The sequence below is a fragment of the Noviherbaspirillum album genome (assembly GCF_035916955.1).
GTDB lineage: Bacteria > Pseudomonadota > Gammaproteobacteria > Burkholderiales > Burkholderiaceae_D > Noviherbaspirillum > Noviherbaspirillum album.
In genome coordinates this window covers 117,157-140,783 of sequence record NZ_JAWIIV010000009.1, presented here as the reverse complement: position 1 = coordinate 140,783, position 23,627 = coordinate 117,157, and the positions used below count along the sequence as shown (strand labels likewise).

20 protein-coding genes are annotated in these 23,627 nt (G+C 59.7%); 12 read left to right on the top strand and 8 right to left on the bottom strand.

The window, feature by feature from the left end:
- Positions 1 to 26: 26 nt before the first annotated feature.
- Both RY831_RS12955 and RY831_RS12950 read left to right on the top strand, forming a co-directional pair.
- Complete coding sequence (locus RY831_RS12955; RefSeq protein ID WP_326506772.1) at positions 27 to 743, top strand: ribonuclease activity regulator RraA; 717 nt, start codon at positions 27 to 29, stop codon at positions 741 to 743.
- Positions 744 to 816: 73 nt separating this feature from the next.
- Positions 817 to 1,794 (top strand): Bug family tripartite tricarboxylate transporter substrate binding protein, encoded by a 978-nt coding sequence (locus RY831_RS12950; RefSeq protein ID WP_326506771.1) that lies wholly within the window; start codon positions 817 to 819, stop codon positions 1,792 to 1,794.
- On the opposite strand, the gene RY831_RS12945 is transcribed toward RY831_RS12950, so the two are convergent.
- The gene (locus tag RY831_RS12945) at positions 1,781 to 1,975 is read right to left on the bottom strand and encodes a hypothetical protein (RefSeq protein ID WP_326506770.1); all 195 of its coding nucleotides are present in this window, start codon (positions 1,973 to 1,975) and stop codon (positions 1,781 to 1,783) included. The genes RY831_RS12950 and RY831_RS12945 overlap by 14 nt on opposite strands.
- Before the next feature lie 272 nt (positions 1,976 to 2,247).
- On the opposite strand from RY831_RS12945, the gene RY831_RS12940 reads away from it, so the two are divergent.
- Positions 2,248 to 4,440, top strand: coding sequence for a hybrid sensor histidine kinase/response regulator (locus RY831_RS12940; protein WP_326506769.1), 2,193 nt, complete (start codon positions 2,248 to 2,250; stop codon positions 4,438 to 4,440).
- Between the two features lie 68 nt (positions 4,441 to 4,508).
- Here the strand turns inward: RY831_RS12940 and RY831_RS12935 are convergent, their stop codons facing one another.
- Positions 4,509 to 4,982, bottom strand: a complete 474-nt coding sequence (locus tag RY831_RS12935; protein ID WP_326506768.1) for a response regulator — start codon at positions 4,980 to 4,982, stop codon at positions 4,509 to 4,511.
- A 458-nt stretch (positions 4,983 to 5,440) separates the two neighbouring features.
- Between RY831_RS12935 and RY831_RS12930 the strand changes: the two genes are divergently transcribed.
- The 3 genes from RY831_RS12930 to RY831_RS12920 all read left to right on the top strand — a co-directional run bounded on the left by RY831_RS12930 (position 5,441) and on the right by RY831_RS12920 (position 9,282).
- Positions 5,441 to 6,601 (top strand): Y-family DNA polymerase, encoded by a 1,161-nt coding sequence (locus RY831_RS12930; RefSeq protein ID WP_326506767.1) that lies wholly within the window; start codon positions 5,441 to 5,443, stop codon positions 6,599 to 6,601.
- A 297-nt stretch (positions 6,602 to 6,898) separates the two neighbouring features.
- A complete protein-coding gene (locus tag RY831_RS12925) occupies positions 6,899 to 8,140 on the top strand; it encodes a YjgN family protein (protein WP_326506766.1) in 1,242 nt (413 codons plus the stop codon).
- A complete protein-coding gene (locus RY831_RS12920; protein WP_326506765.1) occupies positions 8,137 to 9,282 on the top strand; it encodes a M48 family metallopeptidase in 1,146 nt (381 codons plus the stop codon). The genes RY831_RS12925 and RY831_RS12920 overlap by 4 nt, the downstream gene beginning before the upstream one ends.
- Before the next feature lie 40 nt (positions 9,283 to 9,322).
- Here RY831_RS12920 and RY831_RS12915 read toward each other — a convergent pair whose 3' ends face one another.
- The 3 genes from RY831_RS12915 to RY831_RS12905 form a co-directional block, all read right to left on the bottom strand.
- A complete protein-coding gene (locus RY831_RS12915; protein WP_326506764.1) occupies positions 9,323 to 9,790 on the bottom strand; it encodes a hypothetical protein in 468 nt (155 codons plus the stop codon).
- A gap of 186 nt (positions 9,791 to 9,976) precedes the next feature.
- Positions 9,977 to 10,906: an endonuclease gene (locus tag RY831_RS12910; RefSeq protein ID WP_326506763.1), complete on the bottom strand. Its 930-nt coding sequence runs from the start codon at positions 10,904 to 10,906 to the stop codon at positions 9,977 to 9,979.
- A 306-nt stretch (positions 10,907 to 11,212) separates the two neighbouring features.
- The gene (locus tag RY831_RS12905; RefSeq protein ID WP_326506762.1) at positions 11,213 to 12,103 is read right to left on the bottom strand and encodes a LysR family transcriptional regulator; all 891 of its coding nucleotides are present in this window, start codon (positions 12,101 to 12,103) and stop codon (positions 11,213 to 11,215) included.
- Between the two features lie 104 nt (positions 12,104 to 12,207).
- On the opposite strand from RY831_RS12905, the gene RY831_RS12900 reads away from it, so the two are divergent.
- The 3 genes from RY831_RS12900 to RY831_RS12890 are packed head-to-tail and all read left to right on the top strand — an operon-like array spanning position 12,208 to position 16,063.
- Complete coding sequence (locus tag RY831_RS12900; RefSeq protein ID WP_326506761.1) at positions 12,208 to 13,926, top strand: acyl-CoA dehydrogenase family protein; 1,719 nt, start codon at positions 12,208 to 12,210, stop codon at positions 13,924 to 13,926.
- Positions 13,927 to 13,964: 38 nt separating this feature from the next.
- Positions 13,965 to 14,945: a Bug family tripartite tricarboxylate transporter substrate binding protein gene (locus RY831_RS12895; protein ID WP_326506760.1), complete on the top strand. Its 981-nt coding sequence runs from the start codon at positions 13,965 to 13,967 to the stop codon at positions 14,943 to 14,945.
- A 5-nt stretch (positions 14,946 to 14,950) separates the two neighbouring features.
- Complete coding sequence (locus tag RY831_RS12890) at positions 14,951 to 16,063, top strand: CaiB/BaiF CoA transferase family protein (protein ID WP_326506759.1); 1,113 nt, start codon at positions 14,951 to 14,953, stop codon at positions 16,061 to 16,063.
- 18 nt (positions 16,064 to 16,081) lie between these two features.
- On the opposite strand, the gene RY831_RS12885 is transcribed toward RY831_RS12890, so the two are convergent.
- Both RY831_RS12885 and RY831_RS12880 read right to left on the bottom strand, forming a co-directional pair.
- Complete coding sequence (locus tag RY831_RS12885; RefSeq protein ID WP_326506758.1) at positions 16,082 to 18,295, bottom strand: hybrid sensor histidine kinase/response regulator; 2,214 nt, start codon at positions 18,293 to 18,295, stop codon at positions 16,082 to 16,084.
- A gap of 223 nt (positions 18,296 to 18,518) precedes the next feature.
- Complete coding sequence (locus tag RY831_RS12880; protein WP_326506757.1) at positions 18,519 to 18,833, bottom strand: DUF4148 domain-containing protein; 315 nt, start codon at positions 18,831 to 18,833, stop codon at positions 18,519 to 18,521.
- Between the two features lie 177 nt (positions 18,834 to 19,010).
- Here RY831_RS12880 and RY831_RS33230 point away from each other — a divergent pair, with 177 nt between their 5' ends.
- Both RY831_RS33230 and RY831_RS12875 read left to right on the top strand, forming a co-directional pair.
- The gene (locus RY831_RS33230; protein WP_367576093.1) at positions 19,011 to 19,217 is read left to right on the top strand and encodes a gamma-butyrobetaine hydroxylase-like domain-containing protein; all 207 of its coding nucleotides are present in this window, start codon (positions 19,011 to 19,013) and stop codon (positions 19,215 to 19,217) included.
- Between the two features lie 28 nt (positions 19,218 to 19,245).
- On the top strand, positions 19,246 to 20,079 hold the full coding sequence (locus RY831_RS12875; RefSeq protein WP_326506756.1) for an AraC family transcriptional regulator: 834 nt from the start codon (positions 19,246 to 19,248) through the stop codon (positions 20,077 to 20,079).
- Between the two features lie 169 nt (positions 20,080 to 20,248).
- On the opposite strand, the gene RY831_RS12870 is transcribed toward RY831_RS12875, so the two are convergent.
- Positions 20,249 to 20,836: a LysE family translocator gene (locus RY831_RS12870; RefSeq protein ID WP_326506755.1), complete on the bottom strand. Its 588-nt coding sequence runs from the start codon at positions 20,834 to 20,836 to the stop codon at positions 20,249 to 20,251.
- A 370-nt stretch (positions 20,837 to 21,206) separates the two neighbouring features.
- On the opposite strand from RY831_RS12870, the gene RY831_RS12865 reads away from it, so the two are divergent.
- On the top strand, positions 21,207 to 23,441 hold the full coding sequence (locus RY831_RS12865) for an NADP-dependent isocitrate dehydrogenase (RefSeq protein WP_326506754.1): 2,235 nt from the start codon (positions 21,207 to 21,209) through the stop codon (positions 23,439 to 23,441).
- Positions 23,442 to 23,627: the final 186 nt, after the last annotated feature.

The following is a 23,627-nucleotide window of genomic DNA, read 5'->3' as shown; positions in this document are numbered from 1 at the left end:
ACGACAACGTACATCACAGGACTCACATGGCACTCAATCAGCAGACGAAGGAACAATTGCAGAAGGTCAGCACGGCTACGCTGTGCACCGCCTTGTTCAAGCGCGGCTTGCGCAACCAGTTCATCCAGGATGTGCGGCCGCTTGATCCGCGCAAGGGCAACATGGTGGGCGAAGCCTTCACGCTGCGCTATATTCCGGCGCGAGAGGATCTCAATCCGATCACCGTGTTCCAGGACCGCAATCATCCGCAGCGCAAGGCGGTCGAGGATTGCCCGCCGGGCGCGGTGATGGTGATCGACAGCCGCAAGGATGCGCGCGCCGCATCGGCCGGTTCCATCCTGGTGTCGCGCCTGATGGTGCGCGGCGTGGCAGGCATCGTCACCGACGGCGGCTTCCGCGATTCGCCCGAGATTGCGGCACTGGCGATCCCGGCCTATCACAACCGTCCTTCCGCGCCGACCAATCTCACGCTGCACCAGGCGCTCGACATCAACGTGCCGATAGGCTGCGGCGACGTGGCCGTATTCCCCGGCGACGTGATGGTCGGCGACGGTGAAGGCGTGATCGTGATTCCCGCCCATCTCGCAGACGAGATCGCGAAGGAAGCGACGGAGATGACGGCCTTCGAAGACTTCGTCACCGAAGAAGTGCTGAAGGGGCGGTCAATTCTCGGCCTGTATCCGCCGACGGACGAGCAGTCCAAGATCGATTTCGAAGCCTGGCGAGCGAAGACCGGGCGTTGAAAACCGGCACCGAAAGCCGGCGACGCAGGCCGGCCTTCGGCGCACAAGACAAACATCCAATCAAGGAGACATCATGAACACTACCCGCCGAAGCGCACTTGCCGTCATCGGTCTTTCCCTGCTGGCCGCGTCCCTGCCCGCGGCTGCACAGGACAAATGGCCATCAAAGACCATCACCTATGTGGCGGCATTCCCGCCGGGCGGCAACACCGATACCCTTGCGCGCCTGATCGCTCCCAAGATGAGCGCGGCACTCGGCCAGCAGGTCATCGTCGAGAATCGCGGCGGCGCCGGCGGCAGCGTCGGTTCAGCCTATGTGGCGCGCCAGCCGGCGGATGGCTACACGCTGCTGGGCGGCACGATCAGCTCGCATGCGATCAACCAGAGCCTGTATCCCAACATCGGCTATGACTCGATCAAGAGTTTCGAACCGGTCGCGATGCTGGGCATGATCCCCAACCTGATCCTGGTGCGCGCCGACTCGCCATACAAGACCATCCAGGACCTGATCGCCGCGGCCAAGGCGAAGAAACAGATCACCTCCGGTTCGCCGGGCAGCGGCACCTCGCCGCACATGGCGCTGGAACTGATGAAGCAGAGCCTGGGCGTCGACATCACCCATGTGCCCTACAAGGGAGGCGGTCCCGCGTTGCAGGATCTGCTCGGCGGCCAGATCGACATGATGATCGAAACCACCATCGTCGGCGGCCCGCACATCCAGCAGGGCAAGCTGCGCGCACTGGCAACCACGGCTTCCGCGCGCGTGCCGACCATGCCGAATGTGCCGACGCTGGCCGAAGCAGGCGCTCCGGGATACGACGTGCAGTCCTGGCAGGCTGTGTTCGCCCCGGCCGGCACGCCCAAGCCTGTCGTCGAGCGCTTGCATACCGAAATCATGAAAGCCCTGGCCGAGCCGGAAATGCAGGACCGGCTGTCGAAAATGGGATTGAACAATCCCAAGATGTCGATCGAGCAATTCAGCAAGTTCCAGCGCGAGGAAGTGGCGAAATGGGCTGCCGTTGTAAAGAAGGGCAACATCAAGGTAGATTGATCGGGCATTGCAAGCCTGATGGAACATCATCGGATCGCCGGGCGCAATGCCCGGCGGTTGCACGGCAGTGTTCATCGACGGTGAACGCCTGCATCTCAATCGGCTCTATTGTCTGAGCTTCGTTTCTGTGCACGCCGCTTTCCAGACGGATATATCGCCTGTGCGATTCATGAATATTCATGATGCGGCGTCAACAGGCAGTCCAATGATTGCAAAGCGGAACACCCAGTCCGTTCGCGGTTGAAAGAGCGATCCCGCAGTCTGTGAAATAATGTCGGCTTTCGCCACCACCGACTTCGATGCAGATTTGCCGGTGCCGGCGGATCCTGCAGGTTTCGCTGTCACCCTTGCGTTCGATTCACAGGCCACATCCTGGATTTGTGGCGCATCCGACCGCGCAATCGTCCAATGGAAGGCCGCAGGCCAATCCGGCATAACGCTTCGAATGATTTCATGCTGACCAACAAAACCGTGCGGCTACGCAGCCTGCTTGCGCTCCTGACGGCGCTGGGCTTGCTGCCCATCGCGCTGATCGGCGCATGGGGCATCCGTGCCGCCATCGACCAGCAACAGCAACAGTTCGAAGTCTCCATGCTCAATCTCTCGCGGGCGCTCGCCAGCGCCGTCGACGCGGAGCTGGAATCCGCCGTCGATACATTGGGAACGCTGTCGCACAACCAGGCATTGGTGTACGGCGATCTTGAAGGTTTCTACAAGGTGGCTGGAGAAACCGCGCGTTCCAAGGCGGAATGGATATCCGTGATTCTCACCGACGGCAACGGCAATGCCATTTTCAAAACCTCGTCCCCGTTCGGCGCAGTGGATACGCGCATCAACGACCCGGAAAGCCTAATGCGCGTCATTGACGAGCGCGAGCCGCTGGTCGGAAAGATCGTGAAGGGACCGCGGGGAGAATATGCCTTTCCGGTGCGCATTCCCGTGATAGAAAATGGCCGGCTGACCTATGTGCTCAGCGCGGCGATCAAGCCTAGCCGCATCATGGAGTTTCTTCAGCGCCAGCAGATGCCACCCGGCTGGATCGTGTCGGTTTTCGATGAGTCGAACCTGCGCGTGGCCAGGTCGAAGGACCAGGAAACGACGGTAGCGACCGGCCCATCGCCCACATTGGCCGCGCTCCTGGCCAAGGGACAAAGTGAAGGCAGCGGCATCAGCCGGACGCTCGATGACGCGGAGGTTCTCACAGCCTTTGCCCGCACATCGCGATATGGCTGGACGGTGGCAGTGGGTGCCCCGGACACCTATTTCAGGCAGGCTCTGATCAAGAACCTGGCCTTATATACCGCCGGCATTGCCGCATCGCTGCTGGCCTGCATCGCGTTCGCCTTTTTCATCGCCCGCCGCATCGTGGGAGCGATCAATGGGCTGCAAAACCAGGCGCTGCAGCTGGTGCACAGCGAGCCGGTGAAGGCATTGCCCAGCTTCATCGAGGAAGTCAGTGACGTAAGCAGCGTATTGGAATCCGCATCGCGGGAGCGCAGGGCCATCGAGCTGGAACGGGAGCAATTGCTTGCCTCGCTGAACAAGGCGCTGGCCAATGCCGAGGAGGCCGGTCATGCGAAGGACAATTTTCTTGCGGTCCTGGGTCATGAGCTGCGCAATCCGCTGGCGCCCATGGTGGCGGCGCTGGACCTGATGGATGTCAGGAAGGAGCCCGCCAACTTGCGTGAGCGGCAGATCATGCGCCGCCAGGTGGAACACATGAAGCGTCTGGTCGACGACCTGCTCGACGTTTCCCGGATCACCCGCGGCAAGCTGGAAATACGCCATGCGCCGGTGGACCTGGTGCCGGTAATCGAACAGGCGGTCGAGTCGCTGCAGCACGCGGTTGCAAGGCGGAGCAGCGGAATACGCGTTCATGTCCCCGAAGCCGCTTGGGTGATGGGCGACGAGGCGCGGCTGCAGCAGGTGGTGACCAACCTGCTGAACAATGCGCTGCATTTCGATCCGGACGGCGAGATCAGCGTCGGCATCGCGCAGGATGAGCGTCTGGGCGAAACCAGCATCATCATCCGTGACGAAGGCGCCGGCATGCTGCCGGAAACCGTGGCCCAGATTTTTGAACCCTTCTACCAGGCGCCGCAGTCGCTCGCCCGTTCCTCCGGGGGACTGGGCCTGGGACTTGCCATCGTGAGAAGCATCGTTGAACTGCATGGAGGGCGCGTGATGGTGGCCAGTTCCGGCCTTGGTCTCGGCAGTGAATTCCGGGTGATGCTGCCTTCGATTGCAGCGCCCCGGCAGGAGCCTGTCCCCGACGACGCGGTCAGGGACGTGCAGCGGCGACGCATACTCGTGGTGGACGACAATGTTGATGCCGCCGAGATGCTGGCAAGCCTGCTAAGGCTGCAAGGACATGAAGTCAGCATCGCGCATGATGCCCGCGCGGCATTGGCACTGCTTGGCAAGTCCGTGCCGGACATCGCCTTTCTCGATATCGGCCTGCCCGATATCGACGGTTTTGCCCTGGCCGGCATGATGCGCGCACGCCTGCCGGGCTGGCGAGGCAAACTGATTGCCGTGACCGGTTACGGCCAGGAGGGAGACAAGGATCGCGCCGCCGAAGCCGGATTCGACATGCATCTCACCAAGCCGGTGGATGCGGACACCGTGTTCGCCGCCGCCTGCTAATCGTGCTTCAAAAGTAACATGGAGACCGGCGGGTGCGGCTGATCAGGTCCCGGCAGAAAGGGCAGGGGTCAGGACATTGAATCAGACCTCATGCTCCTCGTCGTTTCGACATCGATGAGCATGTCGCTCATCCTGTGTACGAGGAGCATGGGATCGACAGGTTTGTTGAAAATCTTCGTACTCGAGTCTTCATCCGGCACATCGGTCGCAAATGCCGACACGATGATGGCCGGCAGATCCGGTTGCCGCTGCCGCAGGCGCTTGACCAGCTCACGCCCGTCGATGCCGGCCATCCGGAAGTCCGTCACGACACCGTCAATCGGATCGGCTTCGCTGATCCGGAGCGCAGCATGACCGTCGGCGGCGACACTGACCCGGAATTTATGTCGCTGGAAATACTTGGAAAAAAGATATGCGATGGCTTCGGCATCGTCGACAACAAGAATATGTTTCATAAAACGGGAGTTCTTTGCAGAGCCTGCGGCCCCTTTCCATGGCCACGTCACGTCATCACGGGATTGAAACGGCCCGCCGGCTGCCATGCCGGCAATGCACCGTCGGATTCGGAGGCGGCTGCAAAATTTGCCGACGCAATCGCATCTGACCTTCATTATCGTGCTGGCCGGCATTTTACCGGTCTTGACTTCTTCTATCCAAACGCCGCGCGATACATGCAGAGGCGGATATCCGGCTCAGTAAACCTGCATCGCATCGTTAGGCGCCTTAAAACATATAGGGAAGACAAGCAAAGTTCATTCCTTGTTCCTCTCCCGGCAGATTCCTATTCAGTTGCAGCGTCGATATCAGCAGGAAGGTAAAGTGCTTCGGTCTGAAGTGCGCTTGACTTGCAAGGCCATGCCAGACAAGCTGCCGCAACTCGAAATTACGCTTGGATACCGATATGATGCGAAGTGGAAAATGTTTATCCTGCACGTCGCCGGACACCGATGCCGAAGCATGATGTATTCGGTACGCAAATCGCCTTTGTATGAGCGCTAATATGTATGATCCTAGTGAGCCGCGTATCTGCCACATTGACATGGACAGCTACTTTGTCTCGACAGAGATTCTTCGCTATCCGGATCTCAAGGGCGTAGCAGCCGTGGTGGGAGGCGGGAGTCAGCATCAGCCCAAGGTGATGGCGGACGGGACCAGGCAATACGCACGATTGAAGGACTACGTCGGGCGCGGTGTCGTTACCACATCGACTTATGAGGCGAGAGCGCTGGGCGTCTTTTCAGGCATGGGATTGATGAAGTCGGCCAAGCTCGCGCCGGAGGCCGTGCTGTTGCCGACGGACTTCCAGCGCTACAAGCATTACTCCGTCCTGTTCAAGAATGCGGTCAGAAGTATCGCGCCGACCATACAAGACGTCGGAATCGACGAGATTTATGTCGACCTGAACGGAATACCAGATGACGTTCGCACCATCGCTCAAAGCATCAAGGATGCGGTAAGAGAAGCAACCGAGGGATTGACCTGTTCCATCGGTCTCGCGCAATCCAAACTGGTGGCCAAGATCGCGAGCGATCTGCAAAAGCCGAACGGACTGACGATAGTGCCTGCGTCCGCCATCCCCGACATCATCTGGCCATTGGCTGTTGGCAAGGTGAATGGAATCGGCCCGAAGGCTTCGTCGAAGCTCAATACCTTGGGAATCATGACGATCGGCGATCTGGCCAAGGCCAATCCTGCCCTTCTGCAGGAGACATTCGGCCGTACGTATAGCGAATGGCTGCTTCGTGCAGCACATGGCATTGATCGACGCCCGGTAACTACCGAGCGCGAGAGTAAAAGCATGAGCCGCGAAACCACCTTCGACAGGGATTTGCATCCGAAGGGTGACCGGGAGCGTCTCGGCGAGATATTCACCAGGCTATGCATCCAGGTGTCGGAAGACCTCAAGCGCAAAGGCTATGTCGGACGAACCGTCGGAATCAAGCTGCGCTTCCATGACTTTCAAACTGTCACCCGCGATTACACCGTTCCCGAGGTATCGGATGATCCCGTCGTCATCAGGCGTGCAGCTACCGAATGCCTCAGGAGGGTGAAACTGGACAAGAGGATCAGGCTGCTCGGAGTCAGGGTCTCGACACTCGAAAGGAAAGATCCGGCGCAGATGCGTGCACCCCGCCAAACCGATTTATTCGATTCAGTCTGATCGCATTTTTTCCTTGGGCTACCCATGGGAATAAGTGGCTGCCTGAATCGGACGCACCGCTGCGACAGGCGGTCAAGAAGCGATAGCGCGCAGAGCTTGCTTCTAGACGAGGGGGGTATGCCAGGACTTGCTTCGTTCATCTTGTTCAAAACTGTAACAGGCCTGAACTGCGACTGCCGTTGCGCCACACGCAGGCGAAAATCGTCCGCTTTCTTGTTGCCCGATGGTATTCTTGCCAGCATTGCGATCGCGGCACCATCGCCGTGAATACCTCAAAAGCCCAAGCGGAGAACAGGCATGGCGGAACTGACACTCGAAGGCGCAAGCATGGCACCTTCACTGACGATCGAAAAACCGGAGCCCGCCGCGGCTGCGGCGCGTCAGGTCCGGCCAGCCAAACCCCTTGCCGAGCCGGATCCGGCGGCGCCGCTTCCCTTCGAGTTCACCGGGTCCGGTCGGGAATACTTTCGCATCTGGGTCGTTAACCTGCTGCTGACCATCCTGACTTTCGGGATCTATTCCGCCTGGGCGAAGGTGCGGCGCCTGCAGTACTTTTACCGCAACACGCGCCTCAACGGTGCCGTATTCGATTATCACGGCAATCCGGTAGCCATTCTCAAGGGGCGTATCCTCGCGGTCGTGCTGCTGGCGGCCTATCATGTTTCATTCGATATTTCCCCGATCGCTGCGATCGCGGTCGGCGCCGTTCTCTGCGCGGTGATGCCCTGGCTGCTGGCTCGCGCATTTCGTTTCAAGATGGCCAACTCCAGCTATCGCGGCGTGCATTTCCGCTTTCGCGGCACTGTCGGCGAAGCCTATCGCCAGCTGATTATCTTTCCGCTGATGTTGGGCGCCATTGGTCTGTTCGTATGGAGCGTCGCCACGTCGTTCTCCCGGAATCCCGGCATCGGCTTTATGCTGCTGATAGTGCTGGTTCCCCTGTTCGCGCTGGCGGCTGCGGTTCCGCTTGCCCATCATTTCCTCAAGCGCTACCAGCACGAACATGCCGACTTCGGCACGACGGCGTTCTATTACCATGGCCGTGCCGCAGATTTTTTCAAGATCTACGCCAAGGCGCTCGGCTTCCTGTTTCTCGGCTCCATTCCAGCCGGTATCTTCGCGGCGCTGACGGCGAAGATATACGACGTGCTCGTCAACACAATGTTCGGCGGGCTGTTTGCACTGCTCTATGGCCTAATGAGCGCCTATGCGTTTTATCTATTCGTCCGTGCATACCTCGAGAGCCGCGTGCAGAACACGGTGTGGAACCACACCGAAATCGGCCAGCACCGCTTTGAAAGTACGGCGCGCGCGCGCGGGCTGCTGTGGATCCATGCAAGCAACCTGATGCTGATCACCTTGACGCTCGGCCTTTATAAACCGTTTGCCGCCGTACGCCTGATCAAGTATCGGGTGCAGAGTCTGACGCTGATTCCCGACGCACCGCTGGAAGACTTCATTGCCGACCGCAGTGAAGACCGAGTCGGAGCCACCGGGCAGGAAGCCGGCGACCTGTTTGATATCGACATCGCTTTATGATCGACGCCTACTATTACGACGGCAGCACGACGCGCCGTCAACCGGTGCAGGTACTGCTGCATAAGGGCATCCTTGCCATCAATGGAGAGAGCGTACGCCGTTCGGTACGGCTGTCGAGGGTGCGCGTTTCCGAACGCCTGGAACACGCGCCGCGCATCCTGCGCCTGCCCGACGGCGGGCACATCGAAAGCAGCGATGCCGGGCTTGACAAGCTGCTGCGCCGTAACGGCTACCGGGAGCCGCGTGTCGTGCGCTGGCAGCGCAACTGGCATCTCTCGCTCGGTGCGCTGGTCTCATTGCTGATGGTGCTGATTGCAGGCTACCACTGGGGCTTGCCATGGGCAGCCGACACCCTTGCGCAAAATCTGCCGCCATCCATGGAGCAGCGCATCGGTGACGAGCAGTTGAAATTGATCGATGCCAGCTGGATGGAGCCATCACGCCTCAGCGTCGAGGAACAGGCAAGGATACGCAAGCTGTTTGCCGGACTGCGTCAGCCAGGGGGCGAACAGGTGGTGTACCGGCTTGAATTCAGGCGCAGCAAGATCGGCCCCAATGCCTTTGCCCTGCCCAACGGCGTTATTGTCATGACCGATGAACTGGTCAGGCTGGCCGCGGACGATAGTGCGGTGCTCGGCGTGCTCGGCCACGAGCTTGGCCATGTGAAGCGACGCCATTCCTTGCGTCGTCTGCTGCAGGCCCTCGGCGTTGGCGTAATGGTCAACATGATGGTCGGCGACGTGTCGAGCGCGCTCGCTGCGGTTCCAACCTTCCTGCTGGACCAGAAGTATTCGCGTGATTTCGAACGTGAAGCCGACCAGTACGCAATCGACATGATGCGGGCGAACGGCGTGCCGCTGACGCCAATGGCTGAGCTGTTCGCGAAGATGGGCGCCGCCCATTCACACGGCGCCGGGAATGCATCGCACGATGAAGAGGATATCGATGCTCGGGACGAGGGGAGGATCGAGTCCGAACCCGCGCCGAGGAATGGCCGGCGCAGCGGTCAATCGCAGATTGCGAAATCCTTCGAATATCTGAGTTCGCATCCAAGCGATGAAGAACGGATCAGGCGCTTGAAGGCCGCCGATGTGCAGGGCAAGGCAACCAGGGGGACCGTTGGTGCGGGCGCAGGCGGATGAAATGAAGTCAACCTTGCGACCCGGAACGGACCTGAAATGCCTATGCCGATTTTCGCGAGTAAAGGCGGGTACGTCGATCGCCTTCCGCATTGATTTCGCCATTCTTGGCCAGGGTGCTCAGTGCGTTGGCCATGCGCTGGGAGAGTTTCTTGCGGTCTTCGGGATTGGGCCGGATGCGCAGTGCGGCAAGGGCGGCCTTGAACACCTGCGCTGAAGATTGAGGAGTGTCGGTGAGCAAGCCCGGCCAGAAATCCTTGCCGGTCGGCGGCAATTTCGTGCTTCGCGCACCTTTGGATGACGATGCCGCCGGCTTGGCGGTCTGCGTCTTCGTGGCAGCTTTTTTCCCGGCACCCTTGCCGCGCGACGTTGTCGAAGGCGCATCGATGCTGGCGAGGGTCGCAAGTATGTCTTCCAGATCCTCGATGCGCCTGGTATAGAAAGCGACTGCCTGGCGTGCTTCTTTCAGCTCGATTTCTATTGCGCTTGCAGCGGATTGCACTTTAGCCATGCCGTTACCTCTTTATTAAGAAAAATACATTCTAACAAAACGGCTGAATATTAAGATGAAATGGTTTCGTGCGTATCCATAATGAAGTATGCCGGCGCGGCTATTATTAAGATCCGGCATGCGGTTAACGTTCATCTGTTCATTTTCCGCCGCCCTGGATGCAGTCATCGGGTAGACGAGCTGGAGTCAGGCCGCTTTATCCTGGAACTGAAAGGTGCAGTTCCGGATTCCGCGGCCGTTGTCCGTGATTTGCAGGTCAACTTGCACCAGCAAGCCGGCCGCAAGCCGGGCCGAGAGTATCTTGAACGTGTCGATATCCAGCCGCGCACTGCCTGGAAGCCGCAGCCCAGTCTCGCATTCCGACAGGCTTCCCAGATAGGCCCAGCGGTCGATCACGTGTACCTGCTGCAGCTGGCCGTCACTTTCATGGATGCCGATCGGGCCTGCATAAGGCCACATGTACTGGTCCAGCTGTTTCAAGGCCTTGCGCAGGCGGCGTGTGTGAGCCAGCGGGGTCTCCAGGCCAATGCAGGCTCCACGGCAATGGCCAAGCTGGTGCGCAAAGCATGCGCGGCCGTGCGTAGTTTGTTCAAGACCGAGCAGCGAAGGGCATAGTCCATGCCGCCTGATCTGGGCCTTCCATCCTGCTTCGGCATTCCTGCGCGAGGCGAACAGCCCATGCGCGGAAAATCGCGCATCATCATAGTCCACCAGTTGCGGTTGGAAGCTGCCCTTGGGCAGGTGCAGGGAGTATGCGGGGGCTGCAGATTTCAGCAGCACGTTGTAAGGCGGTTGCCAGTGCTTGATCAACTGTGATTCGAGCAGCAATGCACCGGCTTCTCCCGCCATGCGCACGAAATCGATGCGCCGCGTCTTGCGCAGCAGGGCGCGTTCTTGCGGCGTGCGGAAATGTGCCTGTACCCGAGACCGGATGTTGACGCTTTTGCCGATATACAGGGGCTTACCCGCGGCATCCAGAAAGCGGTAAATGCCTGCCCCTTGCGGCAAGGCTTCCAGATTCGCAGCCTCGATGCCAATAAGGCTGGCCGACAAGGCCTTATCGCGGGACATGGCTTGCGGCATCAGGAAACCGACCGAGCTGGTACGGATGCGCATGATCTTGTAGCTATATTTGTAGAAGTTGCAGGATGTGCAATGCAGGAGCCTGAAGGCGTCGGCTGGTCATCGTTCACTTTGAGATGCCGGCCGGACAGTAGTTCCAGTCGATGTTTCAACACTGCAGCGGCCGGTCGACGCTTTTCTCCGCCAGGGCAGGAAGTTTGCCGGACTTGCAGAAACCGCGCGACGCGCGACACAAGGCCTATGACGCTGGCAAGAAAGTTGTGTCTCCTTGCCATGGCCCGAGAGCCAGAGCCTGCCATGTCGCGTCACCACGCCTTGTCCAGCCAAGCCGAAAACGCTCTAGTAATTGCCTTCATCCTCATCGGTTAAGACCTTCATCAGCAAGGGCAATATCTCAGGCATCTGGCGGTCATTCCATACAAGGAAGACCTCCGATCTGTGTTTGGACGGACCGATTGGCAGGAAACGCACGCCAGAAATCCCTGCCCTCGATAGGGCTTGGGGTACCAGGGCGATGCCCATTTCCTTTGAAACAAGGGAAACCACGCTGAGCCAGTGGCGCACTTCATGCCGCACCGCCGGCTGAAATCCCTGCTCCTCGCACAAGCTCAGTACCCGTTCGTAATAATCGGGCGAGGCACTGCGCGAGAACATCACGAGCGGTTCGGCTGAAAGCTTGCGCAGGTCGACGGAATCCGCAGTCGCCTGCCGATGGCTGCTGGGGAGGCAGCATAGAAAAGGCTCCGACACATAGATGGATCGGCTCAGTTCACGCGGTATGCGTTCAGTGTGGACGAATGCGAGGTCGACCTGGCCGCGCAGCAAGGCATCGACCTGTTCGCTCGAATTGCCCTCGGAGAGGACGACTTCTACACGAGGATGCAACTTCTGAAAGGCTTTCAAGCGCTCCGGCAAACCTCGAAACAGCATGGAGCCGACGATCCCGACCCGCACGCGGCTTCCCGCGCCTTTTGCGATCTGCCGGACGCGCTCCTCGCCCTCGGCCGCCTCTGCCAGCAGGCGAAGAGCAACTTCCCTGAATGCGACCCCAGCCGGCGTGAGCTTGACAGACTTGCTATTGCGCTCGAACAAGGAGGCGCCCAGCGAGGATTCGAGCTGTTGGATGTTGAGGCTCAGCGGAGGCTGGGAAATCGCCAGGCGCTTGGCAGCCCGGCCGAAGTGAAGCTCTTCTGCCAGAACCACAAAGTACTTGAGGTGCCGAAATTCCATCAGGTTGATGATTAAATTTAAATATCGAACCATTATAAATCGATATTTGACACATATGACTGGGCATCCCAGAATGAATCGACACCTGCATAACGGAGACTCGAATGGAAACCCGCGACGCCACACTTGGAGATGCTATCCCTGATCGTTTCGGCACCAACGCATACCTGGAGGATCAGGAGCTGGAACCGCTCCTGCGGCTCTACTTGTCGCCGGAACTGGCAGAGCATTTGCGGCCGCATCTGCACCGGCTGGGCGAACTCAGCGGCGGGCCCCTCGATATGCTCGCCCAGACCGCGGACCATAACCCACCGACGCTTGAACACCGGTCGCGCACCGGCAAGGACCTGCAGAAGATCGTCAAGCATCCCGCGTACGTGGAGATGGAGCGGCTTGCGTACTCCGAATTCGGCCTTGCGGCCATGTCGCACCGCGGCGGCGTCCTCGGATGGGAGACGTCGTTGCCGGCGGCCGCAAAGTACGCATTGACTTTCCTTTTTGTGCAGGCTGAGTTCGGGCTCTGCTGCCCGGTCTCGATGACCGATTCCCTGACCCGGACGCTGCGAAAGTTCGGCGATCCCGCCTTGGTGGAGCGCTACCTGCCAGCACTGACGTCGCAAGATCTCGATGCGCTCGCCCAAGGGGCGATGTTCATGACGGAACAGGGCGCCGGATCCGATATCGCCGCAACGGCCACCATCGCGCGGCGCGAAGGCGACATCTGGAAGTTGAGCGGCGACAAGTGGTTCTGCTCTAATCCGGACGCCGCACTTGCCATGGTACTTGCACGGGTAGAGGGTGCTCCGGAAGGCATGAAGGGCGTATCGCTGTTTCTCCTGCCCCGTCAACTGGACGACGGCTCGCGGAACGCGTACCGCATCATCCGCCTCAAGGACAAACTGGGCACGCGCTCGATGGCGAGCGGGGAAATCCGGCTGGAGGGCGCTACCGCTTACCTGGTTGGGGAACTGGGCCGGGGCTTCGTCCAGATGGCCGACATGGTGAACAACTCGCGCCTATCGAATGGAGTCCGTGCCGCAGGCATGATGCGCCGCGCGGCAGCCGAGTCGCTCTATATCGCACGTCACCGCCGTGCCTTCGGCCGTCGCCTGATCGACATGCCGTTGATGCAACGCCAGCTTGCGAAAATCATGCTCCCCGGCGAGCAGGCCCGCACCATCATGTTCCAGGCGGCGGATGCACTGCGGCGCGCCGACGCAGGCGACGGCAGCGCGTATGCGCTGGTGCGCATTCTCACGCCGATGCTGAAATTCCGGGCCTGCCGCGATGCACGGCGCGTTACCGGCGACGCCATGGAAGTTCGCGGCGGCTGCGGTTACATCGAGGAGTGGAGCGATGCCCGCCTCGTGCGCGATGCCCACCTCGGCTCGATCTGGGAAGGCACAAGCAACATTGTCGCCCAGGACGTGATCCGTGCCATCGTGCGCGAGAACTCCCTGGAAGTGCTGCAACAGCATCTATCGACGCTGCTGCAGCAATCCACTCTGCATTCAAAGGTGCATGAGCGATTCGTCACTCTGATGGCCGATGCGTCCGCACTCGCCGCGGAGGCATCGGCGGCCGGAGGAGACCGGCTCGCGCGGCAGGCTGCGTCGGCGTTGTATCACCTGAGTTCAGCTATCGCAATGGCATGGGAAGCATCAAAAACGGGCTCGCTCAAACGCATGGTGTTGGCCCAACTCGTGGTTCTGCACCGGCTCTCGCTCCGCAATCCCCTCAAGCCCGACGGCGATGCAGGAGTACGGCTGTTGTTCGACGATGCGGCCGGTACCGACCTCGCGTCGGTTTGCCTCATCGAGTAGGAAAGAAAGTTGATACCAAGACTATAAAGGAGACAACCATGAAGATTGCTGCAATGCTGTTCGCCAGCCTGCTGGCCGCCATCGTACTGCCCGTGGCACACGCCCAGTCGCAGGACGCGGCGTCCGGAAAACCGCTATCCCTGGTGGTGCCGTTCCCGCCTGGGGGCCCGACCGATGCAATGGCGCGCTCCATCGCCAACGAATTGAAGGGCATACTCGGGCAGACCGTGATCGTCGACAATCGGGCGGGAGCAGGAGGAAACATAGGCGCCGACTACGTCGCCCGCTCGGCTCCCGACGGGCAGACCATCCTCTTCGGGACCTCCGGTCCGCTCGCCATCAATGTCAGCCTGTACAAGAAGATCAGCTACGACCCGCTGCGCAGCTTTACACCCATCATCAATCTCGGCTACCTGCCCAATGTCCTGGTGGTTCATCCCGACCTGCCGGCGAAGAACGTCAAGGAACTGATTAGCCACGCCAAGGCCAACGCGGGCAAACTAACCTATGCGTCATCCGGCAATGGAGCGTCGTCTCACCTGGCGGGAGTGCTGTTCAACAAGCTTGCCGGTACTGATCTCATGCACGTGCCTTACAAGGGAACCGGACCCGCGCTAACGGACCTGGTGGCAGGACATGTCTCGATGGCCTTCACCGATGTGCTCACCGCGCTGCCCTTCATCAAGGCCGGAAAACTGCGTGTCCTCGGCGTGACCACAACCACCCCGTCCCGCGCACTGCCCGATGTGCCGACGGTTGCCTCGCAAGGCGTTCCGGGATTCGACGTCAGCGTCTTCTTTGGCATTGTCGCGCCGGCCGGTACGCCTCCCGAGGTCGTGACAAGGCTCAACCGTGCATTCGCAACCGCACTCAAGCGGCCTGAGCTTGCGAAGACGCTTGCGCAGCAGGGGCTGGAGATGGCCAGTAGCACGGACCCCGAGAACTTGCGGACCTTCATGTCGAATGAAGTCTCCCGCTGGAAGGACGTTGTCAAAAGCTCAGGCGCACAACTGGATTGAAAAACATGGGAACTATATCGACAGGGTCCCTGCAAGGGATCAAAGTCATCGACGTCTCGCGCATACTCGGCGGGCCCTATTGCGGCCAGATCCTCGGCGACCACGGCGCGGACGTCCTCAAGATTGAGCCGCCGCAGGGCGACGATACCCGGACCTGGGGGCCGCCATTCCTTAACGGAGTGGCATCCTATTACCTCGGCCTTAACAGGAACAAGCGAGGCATGCGGCTCGACCTGAGCGAGCCCGAGGGGCGAGACGAATTGCTTGCGCTGCTCGCTGACGCGGACGTGCTGCTGGAGAACTTCAAGACCGGAACGTTGGAGAAGTGGGGCTTGGGCTACGAAGTGTTGTCCGAACGCTTTCCCCGCCTGATCCATTGCCGCGTCAGCGGTTTCGGAGCGGACGGGCCGTTGGGAGGACTGCCCGGCTACGATGCCGCAATACAGGCAATGAGCGGAATCATGAGCGTCAACGGCGAAGCGGACGGCGATCCGCTTCGTGTCGGCCTGCCGGTAGTGGACATGGTGACCGGGCTCAACGCGGTGATCGGCATACTGCTCGCGTTGAATGAACGCACCCGCAGCGGGAAAGGGCAGTTCGTCGAGGCGGCACTGTACGACAGCGGGCTATCACTGCTTCACCCGCACGCGGCGAACTGGTTCCTCAACGACAAAACGCCGAGCCGTACCGGGAACGCCCATCCGAACATCTATCCCTACGATAGCTTTCCAACGCGTACCACGCCCATCTATCTCGCGGTCGGCAACGACCGCCAGTTCCACATACTGTGCAAGGCCCTAGGGGCACCCGATCTCGCGTTCGAGAGCGGATTCGCCGACGCAGGATCGCGATCAGCCAACCGCGGTCTTTTACGTGACAAGCTGGTGGCCTTGCTCAAGGGGTGCGACAGTGAAAGCTTGACCGAGCAGTTGCTGGCGAAAGGCGTTCCTTGCGCTGCCATCCTCGATGTCAAGCAAGCGCTGGAGCATCCGCACACGGAGCACCGGGAAATGCTGGTTCGCATGCCGAACGGATACACCGGTCTTGGCTCACCCATCAAGCTGAGCCGTACGCCAGCCACTTACCGGCTGCCGCCGCCAGACAACATCGACGGCTGACGCCGTGACGACCGAACCCTAATCAGGTATTGAAATGACCGCTTCCGTCAGCAAATCAACAGCTTCATTGATCTTGTAAGGCTTGGCAAGTACGCGTACGCCGGGTACGTTCACGCGTGTGTCCGTGTAGCCTGTCGCGAGCACGATCTGGATATGCGGGAAGCGGTGTTTGACAATATTCGCCAACTCGATTCCGCTGACAATGCCAGGCATGACGATGTCCGAAAAGATCAACGCAATGGAGGGATCGGATTCCAGTACCGATACGGCTTCCTCTCCATTCCTTGCGACTACCACCTTGAATCCGGCGTTGAGCAAGGCGGGTTCGACCGATTCCCTCACTAGGGCATCGTCCTCAACGAAGAGCAGGGTGCCTGTGCCTGACGGCTCGAGATGTTGTTGCCTCGAAGTGGCAGCACGCGTTTCCGCCGTGCTGGCCTGGGGAAGATAAATGGTGACCGTCGTGCCCTTGCCTTCCACGCTGTGGAGGACGAGAGTTCCCTTGGCTTGAGTCGCGCAGCCATACGCTTGCGGTAATCCCAGCCCTGTTCCCTTGTCCACGCTCTTGGTCGTATAAAACGGATCGAGGGCTTTCGACAAGACTTCCGGGGACATCCCCGTGCCGCAATCCGCAATCGTCAGCCTGACGTAATTCCCGGGAGGCAGGCGGTGCTGCTCTTGTTCAAACACTGCATTTTGTACGTCCAGCTCTACGGTCCCGCCAGCGGGCATCGCATCTCGCGCATTGATGACCAGGTTGAGCAAGGCCAGCTCAAGCTGTAATGCATCAACGGAAACGGACCATGCAGATGCATCTACATGAACGTTCAGCCGGATCGAACTGGGCAGTGCGCTCTGCAGCAGGGGCATTGCATTTTCAATGATGTCCTTGATCCTGACAGTGATCATTTGAGCATCCTGGACCCGTCCAAAGGCGCGCATCTGGCCGGTAAGGACCGTGGCCCGTTCAATGGCCTTCTCGCTGGTTTCGAGCAGGGACTCGATGCGTGCGCGGTCGTGGGTGAAGTGGATGAGCTGCAGCGATGTGGAAAGCGTCTGAAGAATGTTATTGAAATCGTGGGCGATGCCGCCGGTGAGGCGGCCCAAGGCTTCCAGTTTCTGGCTCTGCAGCAGCGCCCGTTGAGACCGTTCGGCGGACGCGACCGCTTCTGCCACTCGACGCTCCAGATCGGCCTTGTTCTGGCTGATTTGATTGCTGGTATTGAGAAGGGCGTATCCGACCGAATCGGTTTCTATCAGTCCCGATGGAGTCGGTACGAGTTGTTCGCCTCGACCCAGCTTTTCAGCCGCCAGTCGCAGTTCTTCAATGGGTTCGGCGGTCTTTTTTGCGTACCAGCGAGCTGCAAAGATGGCTGCTCCGAAGAGAATCAGCATGATGCCGCCAAGAAGGGCCGCCGCCTTGAAAGCGGGCGCACGCATTTCTTCGAGTGGAATGTTGACGATGGCTGTCCACTCCGACTTCGGGGCGCGAGTGAAGAACGCGGCTGTTGGTATGCCGCTCAGCGTTACGCCGTAATGAAGCCCGGAGCGCAGGCCTGCTTGAATTTTCATCCGAAGTGCTTCGCGCACGGAGGATCCGACAAATTTTTCCGGTTCGTCACTTCTGGCCACCACAATTCCCTTGCGATCAACCAGGACGACAATCCACCCCGCCGGGAATTTGTCATGAGTGAGCAAGACCTGGAGTTGCAAGACTGATATGCCCATCGCCAGGAAATACCGCAACTGCCCATCCAGCACAACCGGAATCTGGACCGCATAGTCATAACGTTTGCCGGCCGGGGCAAAGAACATGTCCGATACAACCGTGCTTTCCATGCCGACCCGCTTGCGCAATTCCATCAAATTTGAGCCGCCCTTGGGAAGCGCAGCCCCATAGGGCAAGCGGGTATTGAGAAGTTGCTTCCCTGTAAGATCAGTCAGGACCACGGTGGATTGGTCAGGCGGCACCAGGCTTCGGGTGCGCTGATAGAAGGTTTCAAAATCCCCTTCGGCAAGTGACGGGGAAGTTGCGAGCGCGCGTAATGTTGCCTCTGTAGTCTGTATCTGATTGTCGATCAAGAGAGACATTGCCTTAGATGTTTCGGCAAGACTTCTTTTCTGTGCTTCCTGTTGCTCGGTATAGACAAACCAGACAGCAAGTGCAGCCGCCATGAAGGCGGGAATGAGGACGGACAAGACTAGTACGAGCAGTCGGGTTCGGATGCGCATGGTTGTTCACTTTATTATGCGCAGAAGTGTATACCTCTTCACGACTGTTCATCTTCCATTGTTCTTATTGGATTGGTGACTGACGAGGCATCAGCCGTTATTTCGCCCATCCACCATCCGCATGTTGCCCTTCAAGATCTCTTCAATTGCAAAGTCAGGCCGCTGCTGATGGCGCCGCATTCCGGCGGCGTTATCAGCAGCGGCACATGTACTCTCATCCCGATCAATTGCCGATATAGTAGCTGTAGAGGTAGCCGCGCGGATTCTCCCGGTTGTACTCCTCGAGCTCCGCGCGTACCTGCGCGCGGGTCTTGCCGGAGATGGCGCCTGCAGGCTCGGCAACCGCGACCGGATAGTCGCCGTCTTTCATCGCAACCGACGAGGTGCGGGCGGCGTTCGCCTCGACCAGTTCCTGCAATACTTCCGCACGGGACTTTGTTGAAACGAATCCGGCATCCGGGCGCACGAATTCCTGGGCAAAGGCGCCTGTGGCGGATACGGTCAGCAACAGGGCGGCGATCAGCGATTTGGCTTTCATATTCATTCTCCTGAGAGGTTAAGTAAGGCGCGTCTTGCGTGTGCTGCCGGCAATCCGGCCTGTCACTTTCTTTTTGCAAGTAACGCTGTGGATGAACTATAGCCAGCCGCCGGGAATAGATAAACCGTCATTTTCCGGATTCACTGTTCAATAACCGTGCACAATCCGCCGATAAAAATGGCCAGTCTTTTTCATTGTCGTTATGGGCACGCCTTGCCACGAAGCTTCAGCAGTGATTCCTGCGGATGCACCTTCCATCTTTACCCGGTGGGAGCTTGCGCGATGCAACTCGTGTTCAGCGATGGCCATCGCCAGGACATTTTTCCCTGGGCCTATCTGCAGGAACTATGCGAAAGCGGAAAGGACGGTCGCGCCGTCTCCTGATGGCCCGGGCCGATGTAAAATCGGCGCCATGACCCGACAACGCAAGCATGGACGGCAACAGCTTTTCTGGCGCGACCCCGCCATGCCGTTCATCGAAGCGCGCATGGTGAGCGACGGACGGGACGTCAATTATGCGCGGCACTGGCACGAGACCTTTTCCGTCGGCATCATCACCGGTGGACGCAGCAGTTATACAAACGGCACCCACAGCGAAGTGGTTGAACAGGGAACGCTTGTCGTCATGAACCCGGGCGAGGTCCATGTCTGCAATCCAATCGATGGCGCTGCCTGGTCGTTTCTGATGTTTTATCTCGACGCCGGATGGATGGGGCGCCTACAGGCCGAACTGCGCGGCATCGCGACAAGCGCTTTCCTTCCGTACACGTGTGCTGCCATGCATGCGCCGCACCTTGCCGATGCGGGTACCCGGCTGTTCGCGTTATTGACCGATGCCGACAGCGATCGCCTCATGCGGGAGGTTTGCGTTACCGATTTTGTCGGCCTGCTCGACAGCGAGCTCGCGCCGGTTTCGGCGCCCGACGCGAATGCCGAAACGAAGATTGAGCTGGCGGCAAAGCATATCGACGCACATTTCGCGCAAACGCTGCGGCTGGAAGAGCTGTGCGTCACGGCCGGGTTGTCTGCCTCCTATCTGATCCGCGCATTCAAGAAACGCTACGGCGTCGCGCCGCACGAATACCAGACCAACCGCCGCATCCAGTTCGGCAAGTCGCGGCTCAGGGAAGGGGTTTCGATAGCGCAGGTCGCACTCGAGGCCGGCTTTGCCGACCAGGCGCATTTCCAGCGCATTTTCAAGCGCCTGACCGCCGCCACCCCGGGGCAGTACCAGCACCGGGGCTGACCTTATACCAATCCCAAGTCATTCCATGACATGAGATCGCGTCTATTTCCGTCTGGCCGCGTTGCGCTCGTCATCCATAGCCCGCTATGGATTTTTGATCCGCACCTCGGCCTCGCCAGGCGAAAAAATCCATCGATCTCATTTGTCATGTTATGACTTGGGATCGGTATTACACTGCCAGCAGATAGATAACGCTCGCCGCGATCATGGCGGCCATGGTCCGATTGAACCAGCGGATCCGGTTCGGCGCCTGCAGGTAGTGCTGCAGGACGCTACCGGCCCAGGCCCAGCTTGCAATGGAAAGATAGCAAACCACGAAATACACGCCGGTAAACAGCCAGACCGCACCCAAACCTCCTTCAGCGGCATAAGTGCCCATGCCGGCCACAGCGGCCAGCCAGGCCTTCGGGTTGAGCCATTGCATCACCGCGCCGTGCGACAGCGTGGGCTTTTTCGAGGCCGGCCCCGCATCCAGCTCGCCGGAGTCCGTCGCCAGCCGCCATGCCATGGTCAGCAGAAAGGCCGCGCCGGCCCAGCGCAGAGCGTCTGTCAGCCACGGCAGCTGAACGAGCAGCTCATGCAGGCCAAGCCCGGTCAGCAGGAGCAGCATGGAAAAGCCGAAAGTCGCCCCGGTGACGTGCCGCATGCTGGCGGCAAAGCCGTAGCGCGCGCCGCTGCCTAGCGCCACGATGTTGACCGGTCCGGGTGATATCGATGCGGCCAGTGCGAAAGCCGCCATGGAGAGGATCATGCTCATCTGCGTTCCCTTTCAAATGCGATGTGGGACCGATGATAGGTGCGCGCGCCTTGCGGATATTGAAGGAAATTACCCTCGCGCCTGCGTTGCGGCCGGCACCGGAAACACATGGGAATTCGATTGCCGCAGGGATGGTGGAACGGCGGGCCGACGCGATCGGCCGCCAACCGCTATCATAAGGTTTGCATAGCGTGAAAAGCTCATGCATAATGCGAATGCAATCTTATGTCTTATATAAGACTTCGTCCGTCCGCAGACTTTACCTCGCACCAGCGCAACAGGTGAGCAGGGATGGCGTTGATCGTTAGCCCAGGCATGATTTGTATTAGAAGAATTACCCAATCCTCCGCGACAACCGAGAAAACAGCGTATGAACAACGATCCGACCATCATCTACACGCTAACCGACGAGGCGCCCCTGCTTGCGACCCATGCATTCCTGCCCGTCATCAGCACCTTCACCAAGCCGGCTGGTATCCGCATCGAACAGAGCGACATCTCCGTCGCGGCGCGAATCCTGGGTAATTTCTCCGATTACCTGACCCCGGAGCAACGCGTGCCCGACACGCTCTCCGAACTGGGCAAGAAGACGCTCGAGCCCGACGCCAACATCATCAAGCTGCCCAACATCAGCGCCTCGGTGGGCCAGCTGCTGACCGCGATCAAGGAACTGCAGGCCAAGGGCTACAAGATTCCCGACTACCCGGCCGATCCCAAGACCGACGAGGAAAAAGCGATCAAGGCACGCTACGGCAAGTGCATCGGCTCCGCCGTCAATCCAGTGCTGCGCGAAGGCAATTCCGATCGCCGGGCGCCGCGCGCGGTGAAGGAATATGCGCGCAAGAATCCGCATTCCATGGGCGAATGGTCGCAGGCATCGCGCACCCACGTGTCGCACATGACCAGCGGCGATTTCTATCATGGCGAAAAATCGATGACGCTGGACCGCGCGCGCGACGTCAAGATGGAACTCGTCACCAAGAGCGGCAAGACCATCGTGCTCAAGCCGAAGGTCTCGCTGCAGGAAGGCGAAGTCATCGACTCGATGTTCATGAGCCGCAAGGCCCTGCTCGACTTCTACGAGAAGCAGATCGAAGACGCGCACAAGACCGGCGTGATGTTCTCGCTGCACGTCAAGGCGACGATGATGAAGGTCTCGCACCCGATCGTGTTCGGCCACTGCGTGCGCATGTTCTACAAGGAAGCCTTCGAAAAGCACGGCGCGCTGTTCGACAGCCTCGGCGTGAACGTCAACAACGGCATGGCCGACCTGCACGCCAAGATCGAAACGCTGCCCGCTTCGCAGCGTGAAGAAGTCATTCGCGACCTGCATGCCTGCCAGGAGCACCGCCCGGCGCTGGCTATGGTCGATTCCGCCAAGGGCATCACCAACTTCCATTCGCCGAACGACGTCATCGTCGACGCCTCCATGCCGGCCATGATCCGCGCCGGCGGCAAGATGTACGGCGCCGACGGCCGCCTGAAGGAAGTCAAGGCGGTGATCCCGGAAAGCACCTTCGCCCGCATCTACCAGGAAATCATCAATTTCTGCAAATGGCACGGCGCATTCGATCCCCGCACCATGGGCACGGTGCCCAATGTGGGCCTGATGGCGCAGCAGGCGGAGGAATATGGTTCGCACGACAAGACCTTCGAGGTCGCGGAAGACGGCGTGGCCAACATCACCGACCTGGCCACCGGCGAAGTGCTGCTTAGCCAGAACGTCGAGCAGGGCGACATCTGGCGCATGTGCCAGGTCAAGGATGCGCCGATCCGCGACTGGGTCAAGCTGGCCGTCACCCGCGCCCGCAATTCCGGCATGCCGGCGGTGTTCTGGCTCGACCCGTACCGCCCGCACGAGAATGAACTGATCAAGAAGGTCACGACCTATCTGAAGGATCACGACACCACCGGCCTGAACATCCAGATCATGTCGCAGGTGCGCGCGATGCGCTACACGCTGGAACGCGTGAGCCGCGGCCTGGATACGATCTCGGTGACCGGCAACATCCTGCGCGACTACCTCACCGACCTGTTCCCGATCCTGGAACTCGGCACCAGCGCGAAGATGCTGTCCATCGTACCGCTGATGGCCGGCGGCGGCATGTACGAAACCGGCGCCGGCGGTTCGGCGCCCAAGCATGTGCAGCAGCTGGTCGAAGAGAATCACCTGCGCTGGGATTCGCTGGGCGAATTCCTGGCGCTGGCGGTGAGCCTCGAAGACCTGGGCATCAAGGCCGGCAACAACAAGGCCAAGGTTCTCGCCCAGACGCTCGATGCCGCCACAGGCAAGCTGCTGGACAATCGCAAGTCGCCGTCGCCGAAAACCGGCGAACTCGACAACCGAGGCAGCCAGTTCTATCTGTCGATGTACTGGGCGCAGGAACTGGCGGCACAGAAGGAAGATGCCGAACTCGCCGCTGCCTTCGCGCCACTGGCCAAGTCGCTGACGGACAACGAGCAGAAGATCGTTGCCGAGCTGCTCGAAGTGCAAGGCAAGCCGGTGGATATCGGCGGTTACTACAAGCCTGATGAAGCCAAGCTGAAGGCAGTGATGCGTCCGAGTGCAACCTTCAACGCGACGCTGGAAGCGTTTGCCGGCTGATTGAAGCCGGGCTGAACCCGGGCTGCTTGCCGGTTCAATGCATCGGCGCACTGTATGGTGCGTCGGTGCATGGTTCATTCATTTCAATGCTGCAGCTTCGATGTCGCACATTCAGCGATAGAGCGGATTCACCCTGACCTGCCTGCCGATCCCGGATAGAATGCCGCCGGCACTGCGTTGTGACTC